At 73.3% G+C, this 18468-nt stretch carries 22 protein-coding genes; 13 read left to right on the forward strand and 9 right to left on the reverse strand.

From position 1 onward, the window contains the following. The 9 genes from ABZ570_RS24375 to ABZ570_RS24415 form a co-directional block, all read left to right on the forward strand. Positions 1-994: Ldh family oxidoreductase (locus tag ABZ570_RS24375; protein ID WP_358067904.1), on the forward strand; the 994-nt coding region annotated here is incomplete at its 5' end. A gap of 33 nt (positions 995-1027) precedes the next feature. Beyond that, on the forward strand, positions 1028-1762 hold the full coding sequence (locus tag ABZ570_RS24380) for an SDR family oxidoreductase (protein WP_358067907.1): 735 nt from the start codon (positions 1028-1030) through the stop codon (positions 1760-1762). Continuing rightward, positions 1759-3363 carry an FAD-dependent monooxygenase gene (locus tag ABZ570_RS24385; protein WP_358067910.1) on the forward strand — a complete coding sequence of 535 codons (1605 nt, stop codon included), beginning with the start codon at positions 1759-1761 and terminating at the stop codon, positions 3361-3363. Before ABZ570_RS24380 ends, ABZ570_RS24385 begins: the two co-directional genes overlap by 4 nt. A gap of 29 nt (positions 3364-3392) precedes the next feature. After that, positions 3393-3764: a cupin gene (locus ABZ570_RS24390; RefSeq protein WP_358067913.1), complete on the forward strand. Its 372-nt coding sequence runs from the start codon at positions 3393-3395 to the stop codon at positions 3762-3764. Then, on the forward strand, positions 3761-4300 hold the full coding sequence (locus ABZ570_RS24395; RefSeq protein ID WP_358067916.1) for a hypothetical protein: 540 nt from the start codon (positions 3761-3763) through the stop codon (positions 4298-4300). The genes ABZ570_RS24390 and ABZ570_RS24395 overlap by 4 nt, the downstream gene beginning before the upstream one ends. A gap of 32 nt (positions 4301-4332) precedes the next feature. Then, positions 4333-4743 carry a RidA family protein gene (locus tag ABZ570_RS24400; RefSeq protein WP_358067919.1) on the forward strand — a complete coding sequence of 137 codons (411 nt, stop codon included), beginning with the start codon at positions 4333-4335 and terminating at the stop codon, positions 4741-4743. Beyond that, positions 4743-5624 (forward strand): fumarylacetoacetate hydrolase family protein, encoded by an 882-nt coding sequence (locus ABZ570_RS24405; protein WP_358067922.1) that lies wholly within the window; start codon positions 4743-4745, stop codon positions 5622-5624. Before ABZ570_RS24400 ends, ABZ570_RS24405 begins: the two co-directional genes overlap by 1 nt. Positions 5625-5740: 116 nt before the next feature. Beyond that, on the forward strand, positions 5741-6514 hold the full coding sequence (locus ABZ570_RS24410; protein ID WP_358067925.1) for a GntR family transcriptional regulator: 774 nt from the start codon (positions 5741-5743) through the stop codon (positions 6512-6514). 177 nt (positions 6515-6691) lie between these two features. Then, positions 6692-7648 carry an amidohydrolase family protein gene (locus ABZ570_RS24415; RefSeq protein WP_358067928.1) on the forward strand — a complete coding sequence of 319 codons (957 nt, stop codon included), beginning with the start codon at positions 6692-6694 and terminating at the stop codon, positions 7646-7648. A 271-nt stretch (positions 7649-7919) separates the two neighbouring features. Here ABZ570_RS24415 and ABZ570_RS24420 read toward each other — a convergent pair whose 3' ends face one another. Further along, positions 7920-8684 (reverse strand): DUF427 domain-containing protein, encoded by a 765-nt coding sequence (locus tag ABZ570_RS24420; RefSeq protein ID WP_358067931.1) that lies wholly within the window; start codon positions 8682-8684, stop codon positions 7920-7922. A 184-nt stretch (positions 8685-8868) separates the two neighbouring features. Here ABZ570_RS24420 and ABZ570_RS24425 point away from each other — a divergent pair, with 184 nt between their 5' ends. Then, positions 8869-10152, forward strand: coding sequence for a multidrug effflux MFS transporter (locus ABZ570_RS24425; RefSeq protein ID WP_358067934.1), 1284 nt, complete (start codon positions 8869-8871; stop codon positions 10150-10152). Positions 10153-10205: 53 nt separating this feature from the next. On the opposite strand, the gene ABZ570_RS24430 is transcribed toward ABZ570_RS24425, so the two are convergent. The 4 genes from ABZ570_RS24430 to ABZ570_RS24445 form a co-directional block, all read right to left on the reverse strand. Beyond that, positions 10206-10484: a hypothetical protein gene (locus tag ABZ570_RS24430; RefSeq protein WP_358067937.1), complete on the reverse strand. Its 279-nt coding sequence runs from the start codon at positions 10482-10484 to the stop codon at positions 10206-10208. 23 nt (positions 10485-10507) lie between these two features. Further along, positions 10508-10879, reverse strand: coding sequence for a DUF2267 domain-containing protein (locus ABZ570_RS24435; protein ID WP_358067940.1), 372 nt, complete (start codon positions 10877-10879; stop codon positions 10508-10510). Continuing rightward, on the reverse strand, positions 10797-11360 hold the full coding sequence (locus ABZ570_RS24440; RefSeq protein WP_358067943.1) for a DUF2809 domain-containing protein: 564 nt from the start codon (positions 11358-11360) through the stop codon (positions 10797-10799). Before ABZ570_RS24440 ends, ABZ570_RS24435 begins: the two co-directional genes overlap by 83 nt. A gap of 63 nt (positions 11361-11423) precedes the next feature. Then, a complete protein-coding gene (locus ABZ570_RS24445) occupies positions 11424-12152 on the reverse strand; it encodes a L,D-transpeptidase family protein (protein WP_358067946.1) in 729 nt (242 codons plus the stop codon). A gap of 211 nt (positions 12153-12363) precedes the next feature. Here ABZ570_RS24445 and ABZ570_RS24450 point away from each other — a divergent pair, with 211 nt between their 5' ends. From ABZ570_RS24450 to ABZ570_RS24460, 3 genes are all read left to right on the forward strand, one after another. After that, a complete protein-coding gene (locus ABZ570_RS24450; protein ID WP_358067949.1) occupies positions 12364-13116 on the forward strand; it encodes a dienelactone hydrolase family protein in 753 nt (250 codons plus the stop codon). 138 nt (positions 13117-13254) lie between these two features. After that, the gene (locus ABZ570_RS24455; protein WP_358067952.1) at positions 13255-13968 is read left to right on the forward strand and encodes an RraA family protein; all 714 of its coding nucleotides are present in this window, start codon (positions 13255-13257) and stop codon (positions 13966-13968) included. A 148-nt stretch (positions 13969-14116) separates the two neighbouring features. After that, positions 14117-15328, forward strand: coding sequence for a GAF domain-containing SpoIIE family protein phosphatase (locus tag ABZ570_RS24460; protein WP_358067955.1), 1212 nt, complete (start codon positions 14117-14119; stop codon positions 15326-15328). A gap of 138 nt (positions 15329-15466) precedes the next feature. Here the strand turns inward: ABZ570_RS24460 and ABZ570_RS24465 are convergent, their stop codons facing one another. The 4 genes from ABZ570_RS24465 to ABZ570_RS24480 all read right to left on the reverse strand — a co-directional run bounded on the left by ABZ570_RS24465 (position 15467) and on the right by ABZ570_RS24480 (position 18313). Beyond that, entirely contained in the window at positions 15467-16192 is a 726-nt protein-coding gene (locus ABZ570_RS24465; protein WP_358067958.1) for a hypothetical protein, read from the reverse strand. Between the two features lie 164 nt (positions 16193-16356). After that, positions 16357-17223, reverse strand: coding sequence for a MauE/DoxX family redox-associated membrane protein (locus tag ABZ570_RS24470; protein WP_358067961.1), 867 nt, complete (start codon positions 17221-17223; stop codon positions 16357-16359). Between the two features lie 66 nt (positions 17224-17289). Continuing rightward, complete coding sequence (locus tag ABZ570_RS24475) at positions 17290-17886, reverse strand: cell wall protein (RefSeq protein WP_358067964.1); 597 nt, start codon at positions 17884-17886, stop codon at positions 17290-17292. A gap of 16 nt (positions 17887-17902) precedes the next feature. Then, positions 17903-18313, reverse strand: a complete 411-nt coding sequence (locus ABZ570_RS24480; protein WP_358067967.1) for a hypothetical protein — start codon at positions 18311-18313, stop codon at positions 17903-17905. Positions 18314-18468 lie beyond the last annotated feature (155 nt).

The following is an 18468-nucleotide window of genomic DNA, read 5'->3' on the forward strand; positions in this document are numbered from 1 at the left end:
CGCGGACGCGGCGGGCCTGGTCGCCGGCTCCCTGGTGGACGCCGACAGGCGTGGGATCCCCTCGCACGGCGTGATGCTGTTGCCGATGTACGTCGACCGGATCAAGGCCGGCTCGGTCAGCCGGGCCGAACGCGCCGAGGTGGTCCGGGACAAGGGCGCCATCGCGGTGCTCGACGCCGGCCACGCGCTGGGCCAGCTCACCGGTGACCAGGCGATGCGGCTGGCGGTGGAGAAGGCGCGTACCTACGGGGCCGGTGTGGTCACCGTCCGCCGGGCGTTCCACTTCGGCGGGGCGTTCCGGTACGTCGACCTCGCCGCGCGCAACGGCTGCATCGGCATCGCCGCGGCCAACACCCGCCCGCTGATGCCCGCCCCGGGTGGCGCGTCCGCCGTGGTCGGCAACAACCCGCTCGCGGTGGGCGTACCACGGGCGGACGGCAAGCCGGTGATCCTCGACGTGGCGCTCTCCGAGGCCGCGCTCGGCAAGATCCGGCTGGCCGCCGGTGAGGGCAGGGAGATCCCGCCGACCTGGGCGACCGACGCGCAGGGGCGGCCCACCACCGATCCGGCCGCCGCGATCAAGGGCCTGCTGCTGCCGTCCGGCGCCCACAAGGGGTACGGTCTCGCTTTCATGATCGATGTACTCACCGGGGTGCTGTCCGGCGGAGCGTACGGCCAGGGAGTGCAGGGCCTCTACGCCGACGTGTCGGTGCCGAACGACTGCGCGCACTTCTTCCTCGCCCTCGACGCCGAGGCGTTCACCGAGGACGCGGAGGTGCTGGCCCGCCGGGTGGACGACCTGGCCGGCCAGGTGCTCGCCTCCGCGCTGGCACCCGGCGCGGAGCAGGTCCACCTGCCCGGTGACATCGAAGCCGGCCGGTACGACCGGGCGCTGCGCGACGGGGTCGCGCTCCAGCCGTCGGTCTTCGCCGGGCTGGTGGAGATCGCCGACGCGCTGGGCGTGGCGCTCCCGCCACCGGTCAACGTCGGCTGACCCCGCCCGGTCCAACGAAGGAGGAAGGAAGGCATGGAGGCCAGTTTCGACGCCACCGGCGAGGTCCTCGTCGTCACCGGCGGCGCCAACGGGATCGGCGCCGCACTCGCCCACGCGTACGCGGACGCCGGGGGGACCGCCGTGGTGTTCGACGTGACCTCGGGACAGCCGCATCCCAGCGGGCGGGTACGGGAGCACCTGGTGGATGTCTCCGACCGGGACGCCGTGCGAGCGGCGACGGCCCGAGTGCTCGCCGAGCACGGCCGGATCGACGCCCTGGTGGCGGGCGCGGCGGTGCAGCCCCGGTGCGACGTGGTTGACATGGACCCCGAGCAGTGGCGCCGCACGCTGGCGGTGAACCTCGACGGGGTGGTCTGGTGTGCGCAGGCGGTCCTGCCGGACATGATCGCCCGCCGGTCGGGCACCATCCTGGTCTTCGCGTCGGGCCTGGCCACCGCCGGCCGGGCGCAGGCGTCGGCGTACGCGGCGAGCAAGGGGGCCCTGATCCCGTTCGCCAAATCGTTGGCCGCCGAGGTCGCGGAGCACCGGATCCGGGTGAACATCGTCTTTCCCGGCGTGGTGGACACCCCGCAGTTCCGCCAGGCCAACCCGACCGGCGGGGAACGGGAGCACTGGGAGCGGGCCACCGGCATCGGCACCCCGGCCGACGTCGTCGGTCCGCTGATGTTCCTGCTCTCACCCGCCGCCGCCATGACCGGTTCCACCCTTACCCGGGACCGTGCCTACCCGAGGAGCGAGACGAAATGAGCAGCACGCCCGAGCAGTTGCCGGTGGGCATCGTCGGTGCCGGGCCGGTCGGCCTGATCACCGCGTTGGGCCTGGCCCACTACGGCGTGCCGGTGGTCCTCTTCGAGGAGGACGAGCGGCTGTCGCTGGACACCAAGGCCGGCACCGTCCTCACCCGTACCCTGGAGGTGCTGCACCGGTACGGCGCGCTGAACGACGTCCTCGCCGGGTCGTTGCGCATCGACGAGATCGGCGAGCTGGACCGGGCCACCAACACCCAGACGCTCAGCGTCCGCACCGGTGACCTGACCGAGGACACCCGCTTCCCGTTCGTCATCAACATTCCGCAGCACGAGCTGGAACCGATCCTGCGGCAGCGGTTGGCGGCGATCGCTCCCGGCGCGCTGCACATGGGGCACCGGTTGCTCGACTTCACCCAGCACCCCGACCGGGTGGAACTGCGGCTGCGCACCGAGGCGGGGGAGCGGACCGTTCCGGTGCGCTACCTGCTGGGCTGCGACGGAGGCCGCTCCACCGTACGCGACCAGATCGGCGCGGTGGTCGAGGGTGAGACGTACCAGGAGCGGTACATGCTGGTCGACCTGAAGGTCGACCTGGACGTGGAGAACCCGCGCGGCTACCCGTACCTGGCCTACTTCGGCGACCCGCAGGAGTGGATGATCCTGGTCCGCCAGCCGCACTGCTGGCGCTTCCTCTACCCGCTGCCGGCCGGGCAGGCCGAGCCGAGCCGGGAGGAGTTGGCCGAGAAGGCCCGCCGGTTCATCGGGGACACCAAGACCCTGGAGATCGTCGGCACCAACGTCTACAACGTCCACCAGCGGGTGGCCGACCGGTGGCAGGACGGGCGGGTGTTCCTGCTCGGCGACGCCGCGCACCTGATCACTCCGATGTGGGCACTGGGCCTGAACACCGGGGTCCTGGACGCCTCCAACCTGCCCTGGCGGATGGCCTGGGTGCTGCGCGGCTGGGCCGAGCCGAGCCTGCTCGACGGGTACCAGGTGGAGCAGCAACCGGTTGCCACCAAGGGGTCCGCGGCGATGGCCGCGGCGGCCCGCGCCTACATGGCCCGGCGCGCCGACGACCCGGGCGTGATGACGGACGGCAACTGGGGCAACGCGTTCACCCGCGCCATGCTCGGAGTCCGCCTGGACGTGGACGGCACCGGCGACTGGTCCATGGTCGCCGCCGGTGACCAGCCGCTGCCCGTGCTGGCCGGGGCGCGCAGCCCCGACCTGCCGTTGTTCGGCCAGACCGGCACGGTGTACCTGCACGATCTGGCCGCCGACTCCTTCGTCGCGCTCTACTTCACCGACCCGCGCCGGGTGCCGGCGTTGCCGCCGCAGAACTCGCCCGCGCTGCGCCACTACGTGGTGAGCCGGTGGGACGCCCCGCACGACTCCGGACTGCGCGACCGGGCCCTGTTCGACCCCGGTGACCGGGTGCGGCGCCGGTTCGGGGTCGCCGACGACACGGTGGTGCTGATCCGCCCCGACGGACACGTGGCGGCGATCGTCGCGTTCGATCCGGTCTCCGGCGTCGACACGGCCGCTGAACTCTACGCCGGGATCACCGGATGCCGGCCCCCTGCCGGACCTGCCTGACCACACCCTCGTCTGCGAAAGGGATGACAATGAGTAACTACGGACACGCGACCGCCCCGGATGGAACCCAGGTCGAGCTCGGCGCCGTCGGCCAGGAGGTGGTCTTCGAGAACGACCAGGTGCGGGTCTGGGAGATCACCCTGGAGCCCGGTGAGCAGCAGCCATGGCACCACCACCTGAACCCGTACCTGGTCATCGCGCTGGAGGCGGCCGACAACCGGATCGACGCGCTCACCGGTGGCGACCCCCGCCTGGTGCACGAGGCCGTCGGCGGCGTGGTCTACCGCGAGCCGGGTGAGGTGCACATGCTCACCAACCACGGGACGAGCCGCTACCGCAGCCGGCTGATCGAGCTGAAGTGCCTGGGGGAGAACCTCGTGGCCGGTCAGGGCGACCGATGAGTGACCAGCCCCCCGCGCTGGTACCGGCCCCGCCGGTACCGGACGGGGTGGAGCCGCAGGAGTGGGCCAACAACCTCTCCGAGCCCTCGAACTACGGCGGCGAGGCGGCCGACCGGTCCCGGGAGCAGTTGGTGCCCGGCCCGGACGGCCTGGTGCTGGCCCGGTTCCGCGAGATCCTGCTTCAGACCGACGAACTGGACTGGGCGGACAAGACGCTGGCCGGGCTCTCGCACAAGGCGCTGTGGCGCAACGAGGAGACCGAGGCGTCCATCTCGCTGGTCCGGTTCCAGCAGGGCGCCGGCATCCCGCTGCGCCACTCGCACGCGTCCAACCAGTTCATGTTCTGCCTCAGCGGCCGGTACACCTACGTACCGACCGGGCTGACCCTCACCCCCGGCTCCTTCTACTGGAACCCGAAGGGCAGCCTGCACGGGCCGACCCTGGCCGAGGAGGAGAGCGTCCTGCTGGAGATCTACGACGGGCCGCACTACCCGACGCAGCCCGAGTGGTACACCGACCCGGCCGACGCCCGCTAGCTCGACCCCTCGAAAGAAAAGAGAAGGCAACCATGCCCAAGCAGCAGATCGTCTCCCCCGAGCTGGCCGTCCCGAACGGTCACTTCGCCCAGGCCACGCAGATCAGGGCGCGGGGCCGGATGGTGTTCGTGTCCGGCATGACCGCCCGCAACCGGGAGGGCGGGATCACCGGCGTCGGTGACATCGTCGCCCAGACCCACCAGGTCTGCCAGAACCTGCGCGCCGCGATGACCGCCGCCGGCGGGTCGCTGGAGGACATCGTGCGAGTGGACGTCTACGTCCGCAACATGGAGGACTTCCACGCCATCCACGAGGTACGCCGGCAGTACTTCACCGGTGAGCCGCCGGCCTCGACGATGGTGGAGGTCGCCAAGTTCGTCAACAAGGACTACCTGATCGAGATCAACGCGATCGGTGTGATCGACGACGAGGGAGACGCCTGATGAAGCTCGCCAGCGTGGTCACCGCAGCCGGCCGACGGATCGGGGTGGTCACCGGCGACACCGTCGCGGTGCTCCCCGGCGAGCTCGGCGGCCTCGACGAGGCGATCCGTGGTGGCCCGGCCGCGTTGGACGCGGTCCGCGCCGCCGCGCGGCAGGTCACGGCGGTGCCGTTGGCCGAGGTCCGGCTCGACGCGCCGCTGCGTCGGTTCAACCGGGACATCCTCTGCACCGGCTGGAACTACTGGGACCACTTCGAGGAGTCACGCGGCAAGCGGGAGGGGCAGGATCCGGCGGAAACCCCCAGGCACCCGACCTTCTTCACCAAGGGTCCGGACACGGTCGTCGGCCCGTACGACGACATCGCCTACGACCCGCAGGTCTCCGCGAAGTGGGACTACGAGGCGGAGGTGGCACTGGTCATCGGTGCGGACTGCCGCTCGGTGAGCGAGGGGGAGGCGATGTCGTACGTGGCGGCGTTCTGCGTCGCCAACGACGTGTCGCAGCGCGACCTGCAACGCGCGCACGGCGGTCAGTGGCTCAAGGGCAAGAGCATCGACGCGACCATGCCGCTCGGACCGTGGTTGACCACCGTGGACGAGGTGCCGGACCCGGCGAACCTGCGGATCCAGTGCGAGGTGAACGGCGTGCTGCTCCAGGACGCCTCGACCGCGCAGATGGCTTTTCCCTTCGCTCGTATCATCGCCGAACTGAGCTGGGGGATGACCCTGCGGGCCGGCGACGTGGTGCTCACCGGAACGCCGAGCGGCATCGGAAACGCCCGTGATCCGCAGGTGTTCCTGAACGACGGCGACCTGGTGGTGACCCGGGTGGCAGGGCTCGGTGAGCTGCGCAACCGAGTGCGGCTCACGAAGCTGCACTGATCCCGCGACGGGTGCGGGGCGGCGCAGTGTGGCACCGCCCCGCACCATCCACAGTGACGAAATCGATACCATTCCAGGGCGCGCCGGCCGCCAGCGGCTCTATCCGGAGGCACACCGTGGCAACAACCCATCGTAGAACTGTCCCGAGTGACGCCGGTGATGGCGGCCGGGCCGGTGCCGGGGGTGGAGCCGACGGGCAGCACCGCACCCTCGCCGACTCGGCGACCGCGATCCTGCACGAGGCGATCCTCACCGGTCGACTGCCGGCCGGCACTCCGCTGCGGCTCAACGAGATGGCCGACCTGCTCGGTATGAGCATGAGCCCGGTCCGGGAGTCGATCCGGCGGCTCGCCGCGCTCGGCCTGGTCGAGGTGGTCCAGCACAAGGGCGCCTGGGTCATGCCGCTGACGATCGAGGACGCGGTCGACACCCACGAGGCCCGGATCGCCATGGAGACGGCACTGATCGAGCGGGCGGCGACCCGGTTCACCGCCGAGGACGCCCGGCGTGCCGAGGCGGCACTCGACGAGCACATCGCCGCTTCCGCGCGCGGCGACGCCACGGCGGCCCGCCGCGCGCACACCGATTTCCACTTCACCATCTACCGGGCGGCCGGATCGCGCTGGTTGCTGCGCGGTCTGGAGCCCGTCTGGGAGAACAGCGAGCGGTACCGGTTCGCCACGGTCACCCCGGCCGGGCAGAACGAGGAGCGGGTCCGGGAGCACCGCGCCATCCTCGACGCCTGTGCGGCGGGGGACGTGGCAGCGGCGGTAGCCGCCGTTCAGGTCCACATCCGGCGGGCCGCCGACCGGGTGATCGGCAAGATGGACTCCGACGCCGCGGCGCCGCCCACGGCCCGGGAGCCGGGGCGCCTGCCTTCCGGCAGCTGACCACCGGCGTCACCGCGCCGTCGCACCCCGCGAGCCGGCCTGGCGCCGCCCTCCCGGGCAGGGCGACTCTCGCCCGACGGGCCGCCCGCCGCCCTGGGCGGCCACCCCAGTCACCGTCCCGTACCGTCGGCACGTCCCATCGCGACCGCCGGTCGGACCAACCATTAAGGAAGTCCCGTGCCCGGCATCGACATGCACGCCCACCTCGCCCCCGACCTGCGCCCGGCCGACCTCCCCGGGGTCTCGGTCGACGGTGACGGCGCGACTCTTCTCAACGGCACCCGGATCGGCCCGGCCGACCTGTACCACCCGGACCGGCTCGAGAAGCACCTGGACCAGGCTGGGCTGAACGAGGCGATCGTCAGCGTGCCGCCGCCCTTCTACCGCCAGCGGCTGTCCGGACCGGAGGCGGCGGCATGGGTCCGTGCCGTCAACGACGGCCTGCTCGCTGTGGTCGCCGGCCGGCCCCGGCTCACCCCGCTGGCGTACCTGCCGTTCGAACACCCCGAGGTGGCGCTCACCGAGTACGACCGACTCGCCGCCGACGAGCGCTGGGCCGGGGTGGTCGGCGCCGCCGGTGGAGACGCCGGACCGCTGGACGGCCCGGCGCTGCGCCCGCTGTGGCAGCGCCTCGACGCGGACCGGCGCACCGTGCAACTGCACCCCGCGCACTCGCCCGACCCCCGGCTGGAGCCCTACTACCTGGCCAACCTGCTGGGTAATCCGGTCGAGACGACGGTGGCGGTGGCCCAGCTCGTCTTCGGTGGGGTGCTCGGCGCGTACCCGGGGATCCGGTTCGTGCTGGTGCACTGTGGCGGGTGCGTGCCAGCGGTGGTCGGCCGCTGGGAGCGCGGGCACACCACCACCCGGCCGGGCGTACCCGCGCTGTCGCCCACCCCGGCCGAGGCGGTGCGCACGCTCTACGTCGACAACCTCGCCCACGACCCGGCCGTGGTCGACCTGGCGGTGTCGGTCTTCGGCGCGGACCGGCTGGTGCTCGGCAGCGACTGGCCGTTCCCGATGGGCACCGACGACCCGTTCGCCACGGTGGCCCACCTGGGCGGGGACTACGCCCGGCAGGTGGCCACCGACAACGCGGCACGGGCCCTGGGACGTGGGCCTGCCGGTCGCTGACCTCGGTCGGAGCAGCCCTCGAGGGGCATGCGGTGCTGGTCAACGGGCGGACCGGTCGAGCCGGCCCGCGCTCACCCCAGCCGGGCCGCCGCCCGTCCGGCGAGGCTGCGTACCCGGCCGGGATCCGGCGGGTAGGCCCGGACCGTGGTCACCACGTCCCCCACGCGGGGGTTGGTCGCGTCGAGCCGAACGGGCGGCTGCGGCCGGCCTGACATGCTAAAAGACGCCCGGCAGTGGGTTCCGGCCGCCTCGACGAACCCGCGCGCCGGGGTCAAGAGAAGTGGGTACGCGGCCGGGCCAGCCGCTCCCCGTCGACGATCAGGTCGACCTTCTCGTTGTAGAAGGCGACCAGGCCGGCGATCGGCAGGAGTGCCGCGGTGGGGAAGCGGTACGACCAGGCCAGGTCCGGGTGCACCGTGCCGTCGACGCGAACCGACCAGTAGCCGCTGGTCCGGCCCTTGTACGGGCAGGAGGTCGTGGTGTCCGACGGGACGAGGTGCCGGAAGTCCACGTCGGTGCGGTCGAGGTAGTAGCGGGTCGGCAGGCCGGTCTCGAAGACCAGCACCGGCGACGTCGACTCGGCCAGCACCGTCCCCGCCAGCTCCACCCGTACGCTGCGCGAGGACCGCAGCGCGTCGACCCGGGCGTACGGGTTCCGGGGATGGACGAACACCTCCTCGTCCTCCTCGAACCAGCCGTCCAGGGCGGCCCAGTCGAACCGGATCGTGTCCGCCAGCCCGGGCGCCGCGTCGTCCCCGTACCACCGCGCGCAGGAGGGGCGGATGGTCTCGCCGACCCGCAGCCCGTGCAGCCGGGCCGTGCCGCGCCGTGACGGCTCCGTGCGCCCCTCGTCGACCAGCAGGTCACGCCGCACGTCGGAACTCGGGATGTAGTACTGCGGATAGAACGGCCACTCCCACACGTACCGGGCCCGGGTGGTGTCCAGCACCGGCTCGGCGGCGAGGAACGCGCGGATCCGGCGGGGCACGGGCTCGACGTGGTCGACCGGGGTGATCGCCTTCGGGTAGTCCGACACCGGGTCCTCCACTGCTGGCTCGCGGTCGGTACGGGGTTTCAACGATCGGCGCGGCCCGGGGGTTCAGGGCGGTGTGAGCTGAGGCACCATCCGGGCGAGCGGGAATGAGATCGGCCGCCCGGTGATTTGGTGGCGGTGTGACTGCCGCTCAGTTCTCCGCCCGCCTACGGACGGGCGTGACCGCATGACCGCGACCGTCGAAACGATCAAGACTCCCACGCCGCCCGAGCTGACCGGTGACCTGATGAGCACCGGGCAACGGCTGCGGCTCGTCCTCGTCCTCGGCTCGCTGATCGCCATCGGGCCGTTGACCATCGACATGTATCTGCCCGCCCTCCCGGCCATCACCACCGACCTGCACACCACGTCGGCGGCCGTCCAGCTGACCCTGACCGGCACCCTCGCCGGCCTCGCCCTCGGCCAACTGCTGATCGGCCCACTGTCCGACGCGGTGGGCCGGCGCAAGCCGCTGCTCGCCGGAATCGGGGTGCACGTCGTGGCGTCCGTGCTCTGCGTGGTCGCGCCGGACATCGGCACGGTCGGTGCCCTGCGGGTGCTGCAGGGCCTGGGCGTCGCGGCCAGCGCCGTGGTGGCGACCGCGGTCGTCCGCGACCTGTTCAGCGGCGCCGCCTTCGCCAAGCTCTTCTCCCGCCTGATGCTGGTGATGGGCGTCGCCCCGATCCTGGCCCCCACCCTCGGCAGCGGGCTGCTGCGCTGGTCGGACTGGCGGGGCGTGTTCGTGGCCCTCGCCGTCTTCGGCGTCCTGCTGGTCACCGTCGCGGCCTTCGGGCTCCGCGAGACCCTGCCGCCCGAGCGGCGCCGCCGCGGCGGCGTGACCGCCACCCTGCGGGACTACGGCACGCTGCTACGGGACCGGACGTTCGTCGGCCTGGTGCTGGTCACCGGGCTCGCCATGGCGGCGCTCTTCGCGTACGTGGCCGGGTCGTCGTTCGTCTTCCAGCAGCGGTACGGGCTCGACGAGCAGCAGTTCGGGCTCGCCTTCGGCGCCGGCGCCGTCGGCCTGATCACGGCCACCCAGCTCAACGTGCGGCTGCTGCGCCGGTACTCGCCGCAACGGATCCTCGTCACCGCGCTGGGTGTGGGCACCGCGGCCGGCGCCGCGCTGCTCGCCGTCGCCGCCACCGGCTTCGGCGGCCTCGCCGCCATCCTGGCCACGCTGTGGGTGGTGCTCGCCGCGGCCGGGCTCGCCATGCCGAACGCACCCGCCCTTGCGCTGTCCCGGCACGGTGAGGCGGCCGGCACCGCGGCGGCGCTGCTCGGCGCGGTGCAGTTCGGCGTCGGCGCGTTGGCCGCGCCGCTGGTCGGCGTGCTCGGCACCGGCAGCGTGGCGATGGCCACGGTGGTCGCCGGCGGCATGGTCACCGCGCTGGCCGTCCTGCTCGTGGTCGTCCGGCCCGCCCGGCTGGCTGAGGTCGAACCGGCCGCGGTCGCCGTCGCCGCGCACTGACCCGACACCGGCCCGCCGGTCACCCGACCGGCGGGCCGGCCGTTCGGTCGGCCTCAGTCCCGGCGATCCTCGTCGGGCACCGGAACCTCCTGGTTCTGCTCCAGGGCGTCGGCCGCGGTGAGGTCGGCGCGCACCGAGCTGCCCAGGCCGGCCGCGTCGCTCGGCGGCACCAGGACACCCTGCTCCGCCAGATCCGCCTCGGACGCCTCCGGCACCGCGTCCGACACCTCGTCCGGCGGCCCGACCACGGTCTCGTCCTGCTGCTGCTCCTGCGCGTCGGCGTCCGGCGGCCGGCCCAGCGGATCGGCCTGATCGCCCCGATCGGTGCTCACGGCTCTCCCCCCGACGGCCGTGCTCAGCGCGTACGCTCGACGAAGGGGGCGGTCAGGTCGGCCACCTCGCCGTACTCTGCCGGAAGCTGCGAGACGACGTCGTCGTACCCGTCGGGCGGGAGGGCCTCGCGGAGCACGTCGAACACCGCCGTCACCCCGTCCTTCGCCGCTGTCACATCGATGTCGGCGCGTCCGCTGACCCGCTCGACGAAGACGTCGAGCCCGAACCGCTCGGCGGTCTCCCCGGAGGCGAAAGCGTACGGCCGCAGACCCCGTGGAAGCTGGCCGGCCAGGTCTCGCGCCTCGCCGCCGTCAATCCGCTCCGCCAGGGTGGTCAGCGTGGCCCGGACGAGCGCCGTCGCCTGCTCCGACGACGTCCCCGTACGGGTGGCCACCAGGCCGATGAACTGGTTGTCGTCCACCTGCAAGGCCCCTCTCTCGGATGGCTGCCCGGGATTTCCCCGCCACCGCCTCCTCAAACGGCACCTCCCGGGCGCGGCGCGCGGCCAGCAGGTGGTGCAGTGCCACCAGCGGCACCACGCCGACCGGATACCAGAGCAGGTCGACCGGGTCGAACCGCACACCCAGCACCAGCCGGGTCAGCAGGCTGCGCGCCGACAACGCCGCCGGCACGCCGGTGAGCTGGCAGCACTCCACGGCCCAGCAGAAGATGGTCGCCGCCGCCCCGGCCGGCAGCGGGCGCAGCCGCGGACCCACGAACAGCACCCCGGCGTACACCATGGCGGCGTAGCGGGCGGTGCCCGAGTACTGCTCGAGTCGTCCGTCGGCGAGGACGCGGATGGCCAGCGCCACCGCCAGGAACACTCCCGCCGCCAGCAGCACGAGCAGCCGGACCAGACCCGGCCGGATCCACATCCCGGTGGTGTTACGGGCGGCGGCCTCCGAGGATGACCCTGGAGGCCGCCGGTGGGCGGGACGTCAGCGGTAGATGTGCACCGGGGTGCCGATCCGGATGGTCGACCAGAGCCGGTTCATGGCCGGGACGGGCACCCGCACGCAGCCGTGGCTGGCCGGGTAGTTCGGCACCGAGGTGGCACCGTGCACCGCGTACCCGCGGTAGAAGTAGTTCGGTCGCCACAGCAGACCGAGGTCGCTCTGCCGCCAGCCGTCGATGCGCCGTTGGACGGTGTAGTTGCCGGTCGGGGTCGGTGTGCTGGCCTTGCCGCTGGAGGCGTCGAGGATGCGCACCACCGACCCGGCGCGGGCCAGGTACAGGACCTGCTTGGTCAGGTCGGCCTCGACGGAGTAGCCGGGGTGGGTGTACTTCGGCTTGGGCACGACGGGGCGGTCCAGCGCCGCCCAGGTGCGCGACCCGACGATGCCGTCGCGGGTGAGGCCGTTCACCTTCTGGAAGGCGACGACCGCGTGGAAGGTCGACGACCCGAAGACGCCGTCGACGCCCCCGACGTCGTAGTGCAGCGCGGTGAGGCGGCGTTGCAGGGTGGTCACCGCCGCGCCCTTGGCGCCCTGCCGCAGGACCGGCTGGCTGGCGGTGGCGGCGACCGTGACGGCGGTGGGCGCGCCGGTGACCGGACCGGCCGCCGCCGGGCCGACCGGTACGGCCAGGCCGGCGGCCACGAGGAGCGCCGTCCCGAGCGTGGCGCGGGTGGCGTGGTGGCGGATGGTGTGCGGTGAGACGGTGAGCATCGCCCCTCCCTTTCCTGCTCCTGGCTGGACGGTAGCCGACGGTCGCTGCCCGTCCCGCGTCAATTGTGGAGGTGTCGCCGAACCGGGCGTCGGTAGCGCCTCTCCCATCCATCCAGGATGCCCGGGTGTCGCACCGACGGGAAGGGCCGCGTTCCGGGCTTCGAGGCCGGGGGTAGCGTGCATCCCGGAACGACCAGCGAGGAGGCGCGCAGTGCAGACGACGACCGTGGACGTGCCGACCGGCGACGGCGTGGCCGACGCGTACCTCGTCCGGCCGGACGGGGACGGGCCCTTCCCGGGGGTCCTGGTCTTCACCGACGCGTTCGGGCTGCGGACGGCGGTGGCGGCGATGGCCGAGCGGCTCGCCGCCCGTGGCTACGTCGTGCTGGTGCCGAACCTCTTCCACCGGTCGGGCCGGGCGCCGCTGATCGACCTGTCGGCGATCGCGGACGCGGACCGGCGTGGGGCGCTGTTCGAGCAGTTGCGCCCGATGATGCAGGCCCTGACTCCGGCGGTGGTGGCCCGGGACGCCGCCGCCTACCTGGACTTCCTGGCCGGGCAGCCGGGCGTCGCGGCCGGACCGGCCGCGATCGTCGGTTACTGCATGGGCGGGATGAACGCCCTGCGGGCCGTCGAGGCGCACCCGGACCGGATCGCGGCGGCGGCGGCCTTCCACGCCGGGCGGTTGGTCACCGACGCCCCGGACAGTCCGCACCTGGCCGTCGGCGCGGTCACCGGCGAGCTGTACTTCGGCCACGCCGACCAGGACCCGTCGATGACCGCCGAGCAGATCGCCACGCTGGAGCAGGCCCTGGACGCGGCCGGCGTCGCCTACCGCTCCGAGGTGTACGCCGGCGCCCCGCACGGCTACAGCCAGTCCGACACGCCGATGTACGACGCGCGGGCCGACGAGCGCCACTGGTCCGCCCTGTTCGACCTGCTCGACCGGACCTTCCGTCGCTGAGCCGGGTGCGCCCGGCCGACCTGACGGCCCGAGCGCTCGGCCCGGCTGCCGAGCGAATCCGGCTCACGCCGGCCGGCAGGCCACGGAGCGGAAACTGGCCCCTGCCACGGCCCGGCCCGGCCGGTTAGCGTCGCCGTCATGAGCATGGATCCGGACAGCTTGCGCCGGCGGTTCGCCGCGCTGACCACCGCCCACGTCGCCGACGCCTGCCTGCGGGTTGGCGTTGCGGTGCGCTGCGCCCCCGCCGGGTTGGGGCCGGTGGTGGCCGGCGGGCGGGCGGCCGGGCGGGTGCGCCCGGCCCGGCACGTCGGCAGCGTCGACATCTTCCTCGAGGCGATCGACCGGGCCGCGCCCGGCGACGTGCTGGTGGTCGACAACGCGGGACGCACCGACGAGGCGTGCGTCGGCGACCTGGTGGTGCTGGAGGCGCAGGCGGCGGGGCTGGCCGGGGTGGTGGTCTGGGGCCTGCACCGCGACAGCGTGGACATCCGGGCGGTCGGGCTGCCGGTGTTCAGCCTCGGTACCACGCCGACCGGGCCGCGGCGGCTCGATGCCCGTCCGGCGGACGCGTTGCTCTCGGCCGAGGTGGGGGAGTGGCGGGTCGGCGCCGCCGACGTGGCCCTGGCCGACGAGGACGGCGTGCTGTTCGTGCCGGCCGACCGGACTGGCGAGCTGTTCGACCTCGCCGAGTCCATCCGGGACGTCGAGCGGCGGCAGGCCGACCGGATCCGGGCCGGCGAGCCGCTGCGGGTGCAGGTGGGGTTCGGGGCGTATCTGGCCGCTCGGGAGGATCAGCCGTCGTTGACGTTCCGGGATCACCTGCGCCGGGTGGGTGCCGCGATCGAGGAGTGAGGGCTGGCCTCGTCACACCGGCTACGCCTTCGCGCCTGGTTCAGGCGCTATCGTGGCAGCTGCGGGCAAAGATCACGGTTCCGCCGGTTGCTTGCTCCCAACTGAACGGCGCAGGGAAAACGTGCGGCGAGGCAACTAAGATCCGGGAGTGGTCAGCGCGGAGAGCACAGACGAGCAGCGGTTGCGCCGCATCGAGGCGGTTACCGACGCCACGCTGTCACGGCTCGACGTAGCCGACCTGTTCGACGAACTGCTCGACCGGGTCCGCGACCTGTTGCAGGTCGACACGGCCGCCATCCTCCTGCTCGACGTGGCCTCCCGGCAGCTCGTGGCCACCGCCGCCAAGGGGCTCGAGGAGGAGGTACGCCGCAGGTTCCGGATCTCCGTCGGTCGGGGGTTCGCCGGTCAGATCGCCCTCACCCGGCGGCCCGTGGTCCTCGAGCAGGTCACCGCGGACCGTGTGGTCAACCCGGTCCTGCTGGAGGTCGGTGTCCAGTCCCTGCTGGGCGTGCCGATCATGGCCCGCGGCGACCTCGTCGGTGTCCTGCACGTCGGCACCCTCTCCCCGCGCCGGTTCACCCCCGACGATGTCCGCCTGCTGGAGCTGGTCGCGGACCGGGTCGGCCTGGCCAGCCGGTCGCGCGCGAACACCCTGGACCAGGCCGCCGCCCTGGCCCTGCAACGAAGCCTGATCCCCACCGAACTGCCCGAGGTGCCCGGTCTCGAGATGGCCGCCCGGTACGTGCCGGGTCACGCCTCCGGCGTCGGCGGGGACTGGTACGACGTCTTCACCCTTCCCTCCGGCGCGCTGGGCGTGGTCGTCGGTGACGTCTCGGGCCACGGGCTGCAGTCCGCGGTCGTGATGGGCCGGATCCGCAGCGCCCTGCGGGCGTACGCCCTGGTCTGCGACGACCCCGCGGAGGCGCTGGCTCTCCTCGACCGCAAGGTGGTCCACTTCGAGGCCGGCAGCCTGACCACCGCGCTGTACGCGATGATCTCCCCGGACGGCTCCCGCGTGGACGTCTCCCTCGCCGGGCATCCCCGCCCGGTGCTGGCCGTACCCGGCCGGCCCAACGGTCTGCTCGCCGCGCACATCGATCCCCCGCTGGGCACCGGCCGCCCGCCCCCGCAGCGGCACACCACCGCGATCGACTTCCCGCCCGGCGCGGTCCTGGTCTCCTACACCGACGGGCTCGTCGAACGCCGCGGCGAGGTGCTCGACGCCGGCATCGCCCGGCTGATGGCCGCCGTTCCGCACGCTCCCGTCGAGACCGTCTGCGCGTCGGTCATGGCCACCCTCGACGCCGAGCATCCGGCTGACGACATCGCCCTGTTGGCGCTCCGCCGCCTGCCGGGCTGACGGACCGGCCGAACGATTGCGCCAGCCCGCCCGGGGCGCCGTCCGGCGCACCCGCACCAGCCCGCGCCAGGACGCCGTCGGGCGTACCCGCGCCAGGACGCCGCGGGGCGTCGTCAGCCCGCGCCGGCGTGGCCGTCGTCAGCAGAGGCGGTCGATCGTGACGGGGACCAGGCCCTGACCGCGCGCCGCCTCGGTGAGCTGGCGCAGCAGCCAGCGCAGCCCGTCGCCGCCGGCCGGCGTGGACGTCACGTCGATGCACCAGGCGCCGCCGACCCGGCGCAGGTCCCAGCGGGCGTTCGCGTCGTTGACCCGCAGCCGCCCGGTGCCGATCACGCCGGGTCGCGTCCCGGCGGGGGCGGCCAGGCGTAGCAGCGCGCTCAGGCTGGCCAGCCGGCGGTCGTCCAGCTCGCCGGCGAAGAGGACCCGGTGCACGTCGGTGCCGGCGCCCAGCCGCAGCGGCGCCCCGGACGCCAGCGGCACGTCGTCGCGGAAGTGGCCGCGCAGCGCCTCGTCGCGGGGCAGCGTGCCGCCGCCGAGCCGGTGGTAGGTCGCCTCGGCGGTGGTGCGGTCGGTGGCCGCCAGGCGGGCGCGCAGGTGCCGGTCCGTGCGGACCGCCCGGGCGAACGCGGCGGAACTCCACCACCCATCGCCCGTCGGCAGTGCCCCGGCACCAAGGTGACCGGTGGCGGCGAACGCCTCCGCGGTCCAGCCGGCGCTGCGCAGCCGGGTCGCGGAGAGGTCGTCGGCGAGGAGGAACTCCTCGACCAGCAGCCCGATCGGCCGGGCGTCGTCCGCCTCGGCGTGCAGCAGGTAGTAGTCGAGGGTGCCGGTGTTCGCGCGCCGCGGCGGGGCTTCGGTGGTCATGCCGGGACCGTACCGTTGCCGATGGCCGGCGGCCCGGCTGCCGCTCGTGCCCGGTCCGCAAACCGTGCTCGGAGGCCGGGGACGCGCCGTCGGACCGGGCGGGGCCATGCGGGCCGCCCGGTCCGACGGCGCGACCGATTCGGGTGTCTGGCGTCGCGCGGCTGTCAGGCGGGGACGACGGCGAGTCGGGGGCCGGCGGGCGGCGCCGTACCGGGCAGGGTCAGCAGGGTCTGCCCGGTGGCGTCGTCGACCACGGCGACCCGTACCGCGTCGGGCTCCCGGCCGGCCAGTGGCACGGCGAATACCGCGGTCACCGGGCGCCCCTGGTAACGGGCGGTGTGCTCGACGAAGCGCCAGTCACCGTCGTCCCAGTGCTCCCGTACGTCGGAGCTGAGCAGCGGCGCGACCCGCCGGTAGGCGTCGCTGAGCTGGAGCTGCTGCACGGTGGCGAGCAGCGGCACGCCGGAGCCGCCGCGCAGCGGGTGGGTCAGCCGGGCGCGCAGCCGGCGCAGCGGCAGCAGCCAGGCGGCGTCCAGCTCCGGCGAGAGCGCCACCACCGCCGCCAGCTCGACGAGCAGCACGGCGGCACCGGCCAGCGGTTGCGCCGAGAGCGCGGCCGGCCAGCCGCCGGGGGAGATGACGGCCAGTCCGCCCGCCAGCACCAGCAGCGCGGCCCGGGCCAGGCTCCGGCCGGAGACCGGGGCCGAACGGGCGCTCAGGCAGCCGCAGGAGGAGGTGGGCGCGGCCCGGCGGGCGTAACTCAGGTAACCGAGGAAGCCGACGGCCAGCACGGTCGCGGCGACCGCCTCCAGCCGCGGCGTGGGCGGCAGCAGGAGCAGCGTGCCGAGGGTCAGCTCGACGACGCCGAGCACCCGGTACGCGGGCAGCGCCCGGCGTTGGCCGAGCAGCCGGACGAGAGCCGACCGGTTGGCGGCTGCGGCGGCGTGGCGGCTGAACAGTTTGACCCGCGCGGACCAGATCAGCACCGCACCGACGACCAGCGGTTGCAGCGCCGCGATCAGTTCGATCATGGGTTCTCCCATCGGATTGTCCGGCCGGCCGAGCCCGGGCGGTACGCACCGCCCGGGCTCTGCCGGTCAGGCGGCGGCGTAGACGGTGGCGATGCTGATCTCGTTGGTGTCCGGGTGCCAGGCGCCGAGCACCTGGACGTGCCGGCCGACGCGCAGCAGCGACATGTCGCTGACCGCCGGGGTGCCGTTGTAGACCGCGGCGGATCGGCCCGGCACGACGTGCGCGACGATCCGGCGGCCCTGGTGGTCGAGGTGCAGCACGTTGCGGCCGACCGAGGCGATGTGCGCGTGCAGGTTGACGATGTTGACCCAGATGGAGTCGGCGGCGAGCGTACCGTCGGGCAGGCGGAGGCCGCGGGCGTACAGGCCGTCGCCGACCGCCATCTGGTCGAAGGTGGTCGGGTGCAGCTTCCAGATGCTGGTGCCGTCGGTGACCCGGATCGAGTGCAGCACCGTGTCCGAGCCGGTGACCAGCAGCATGTGGCCGGAGATCTTGCTGATCCGCCCCTCGGCGAAGTTCGGGTCCGGCGCGCCGGGCTCGACGGTCACGGCCTCGGCGGCGAAGGCCGCCTCGGGGGCGAGCGAGCCGAGCCCGGTGGCGCCGACCACGCCGCCGAGCGCGGCGGTGGCGAGCAGCCGCCGGCGGTTCAGAGTCTGGCTCATCGTGGCACCCTCCCCTTCAGACGATGTCGACCGAGCACGGCCGCAGGCCGGTGGACAGACTGGCGATGGCGCTGTACGCCGCGGGCGTCAGGTCGATGATCCGGTTGGTGCCGCAGGACGCGCCGCAGCAACTGCGCTCGCCGCACCACAGGTCGGTCTGCGGGCCGCAGTCGGCGATCGTGGTGCCGACCCGCTGGCCGCTGCAGGGGTTGGTGGTGTAGTGCCGGAAGCCGCAGGTGCGGCGGGTCATGCTGATGCCGCACGAGTCCGGACGGGTGATGGAAAAGCATGCGTCCGAGGCGTTGGGCCAGGCGTGCTGGTAGTTGCCGGATTTGCAGGTGCCGCAGGCGCCCCCGCCCGCGGTGCCGCAGGGACCCCAGGCGCTGCCGCAGCAGAACCAGGACATCTCGCCTTGCAGAGCTGCCATGGGTACCTCCTCCCATCGTCGGTAATCGACAGCGATAGATGTCGATATAGATGAGGATTGTTGTGATGGAAATCGACGAAAGTCAACACCCGGGAGGAAGATTTCCTACCTGCCGAAGGGCTGGTTCGCCGTTGGTGACAGCTGAACCAGCGGAC

It is taken from the genome of Micromonospora sp. NPDC007271, from assembly GCF_040634005.1.
Lineage (GTDB): Bacteria > Actinomycetota > Actinomycetes > Mycobacteriales > Micromonosporaceae > Micromonospora.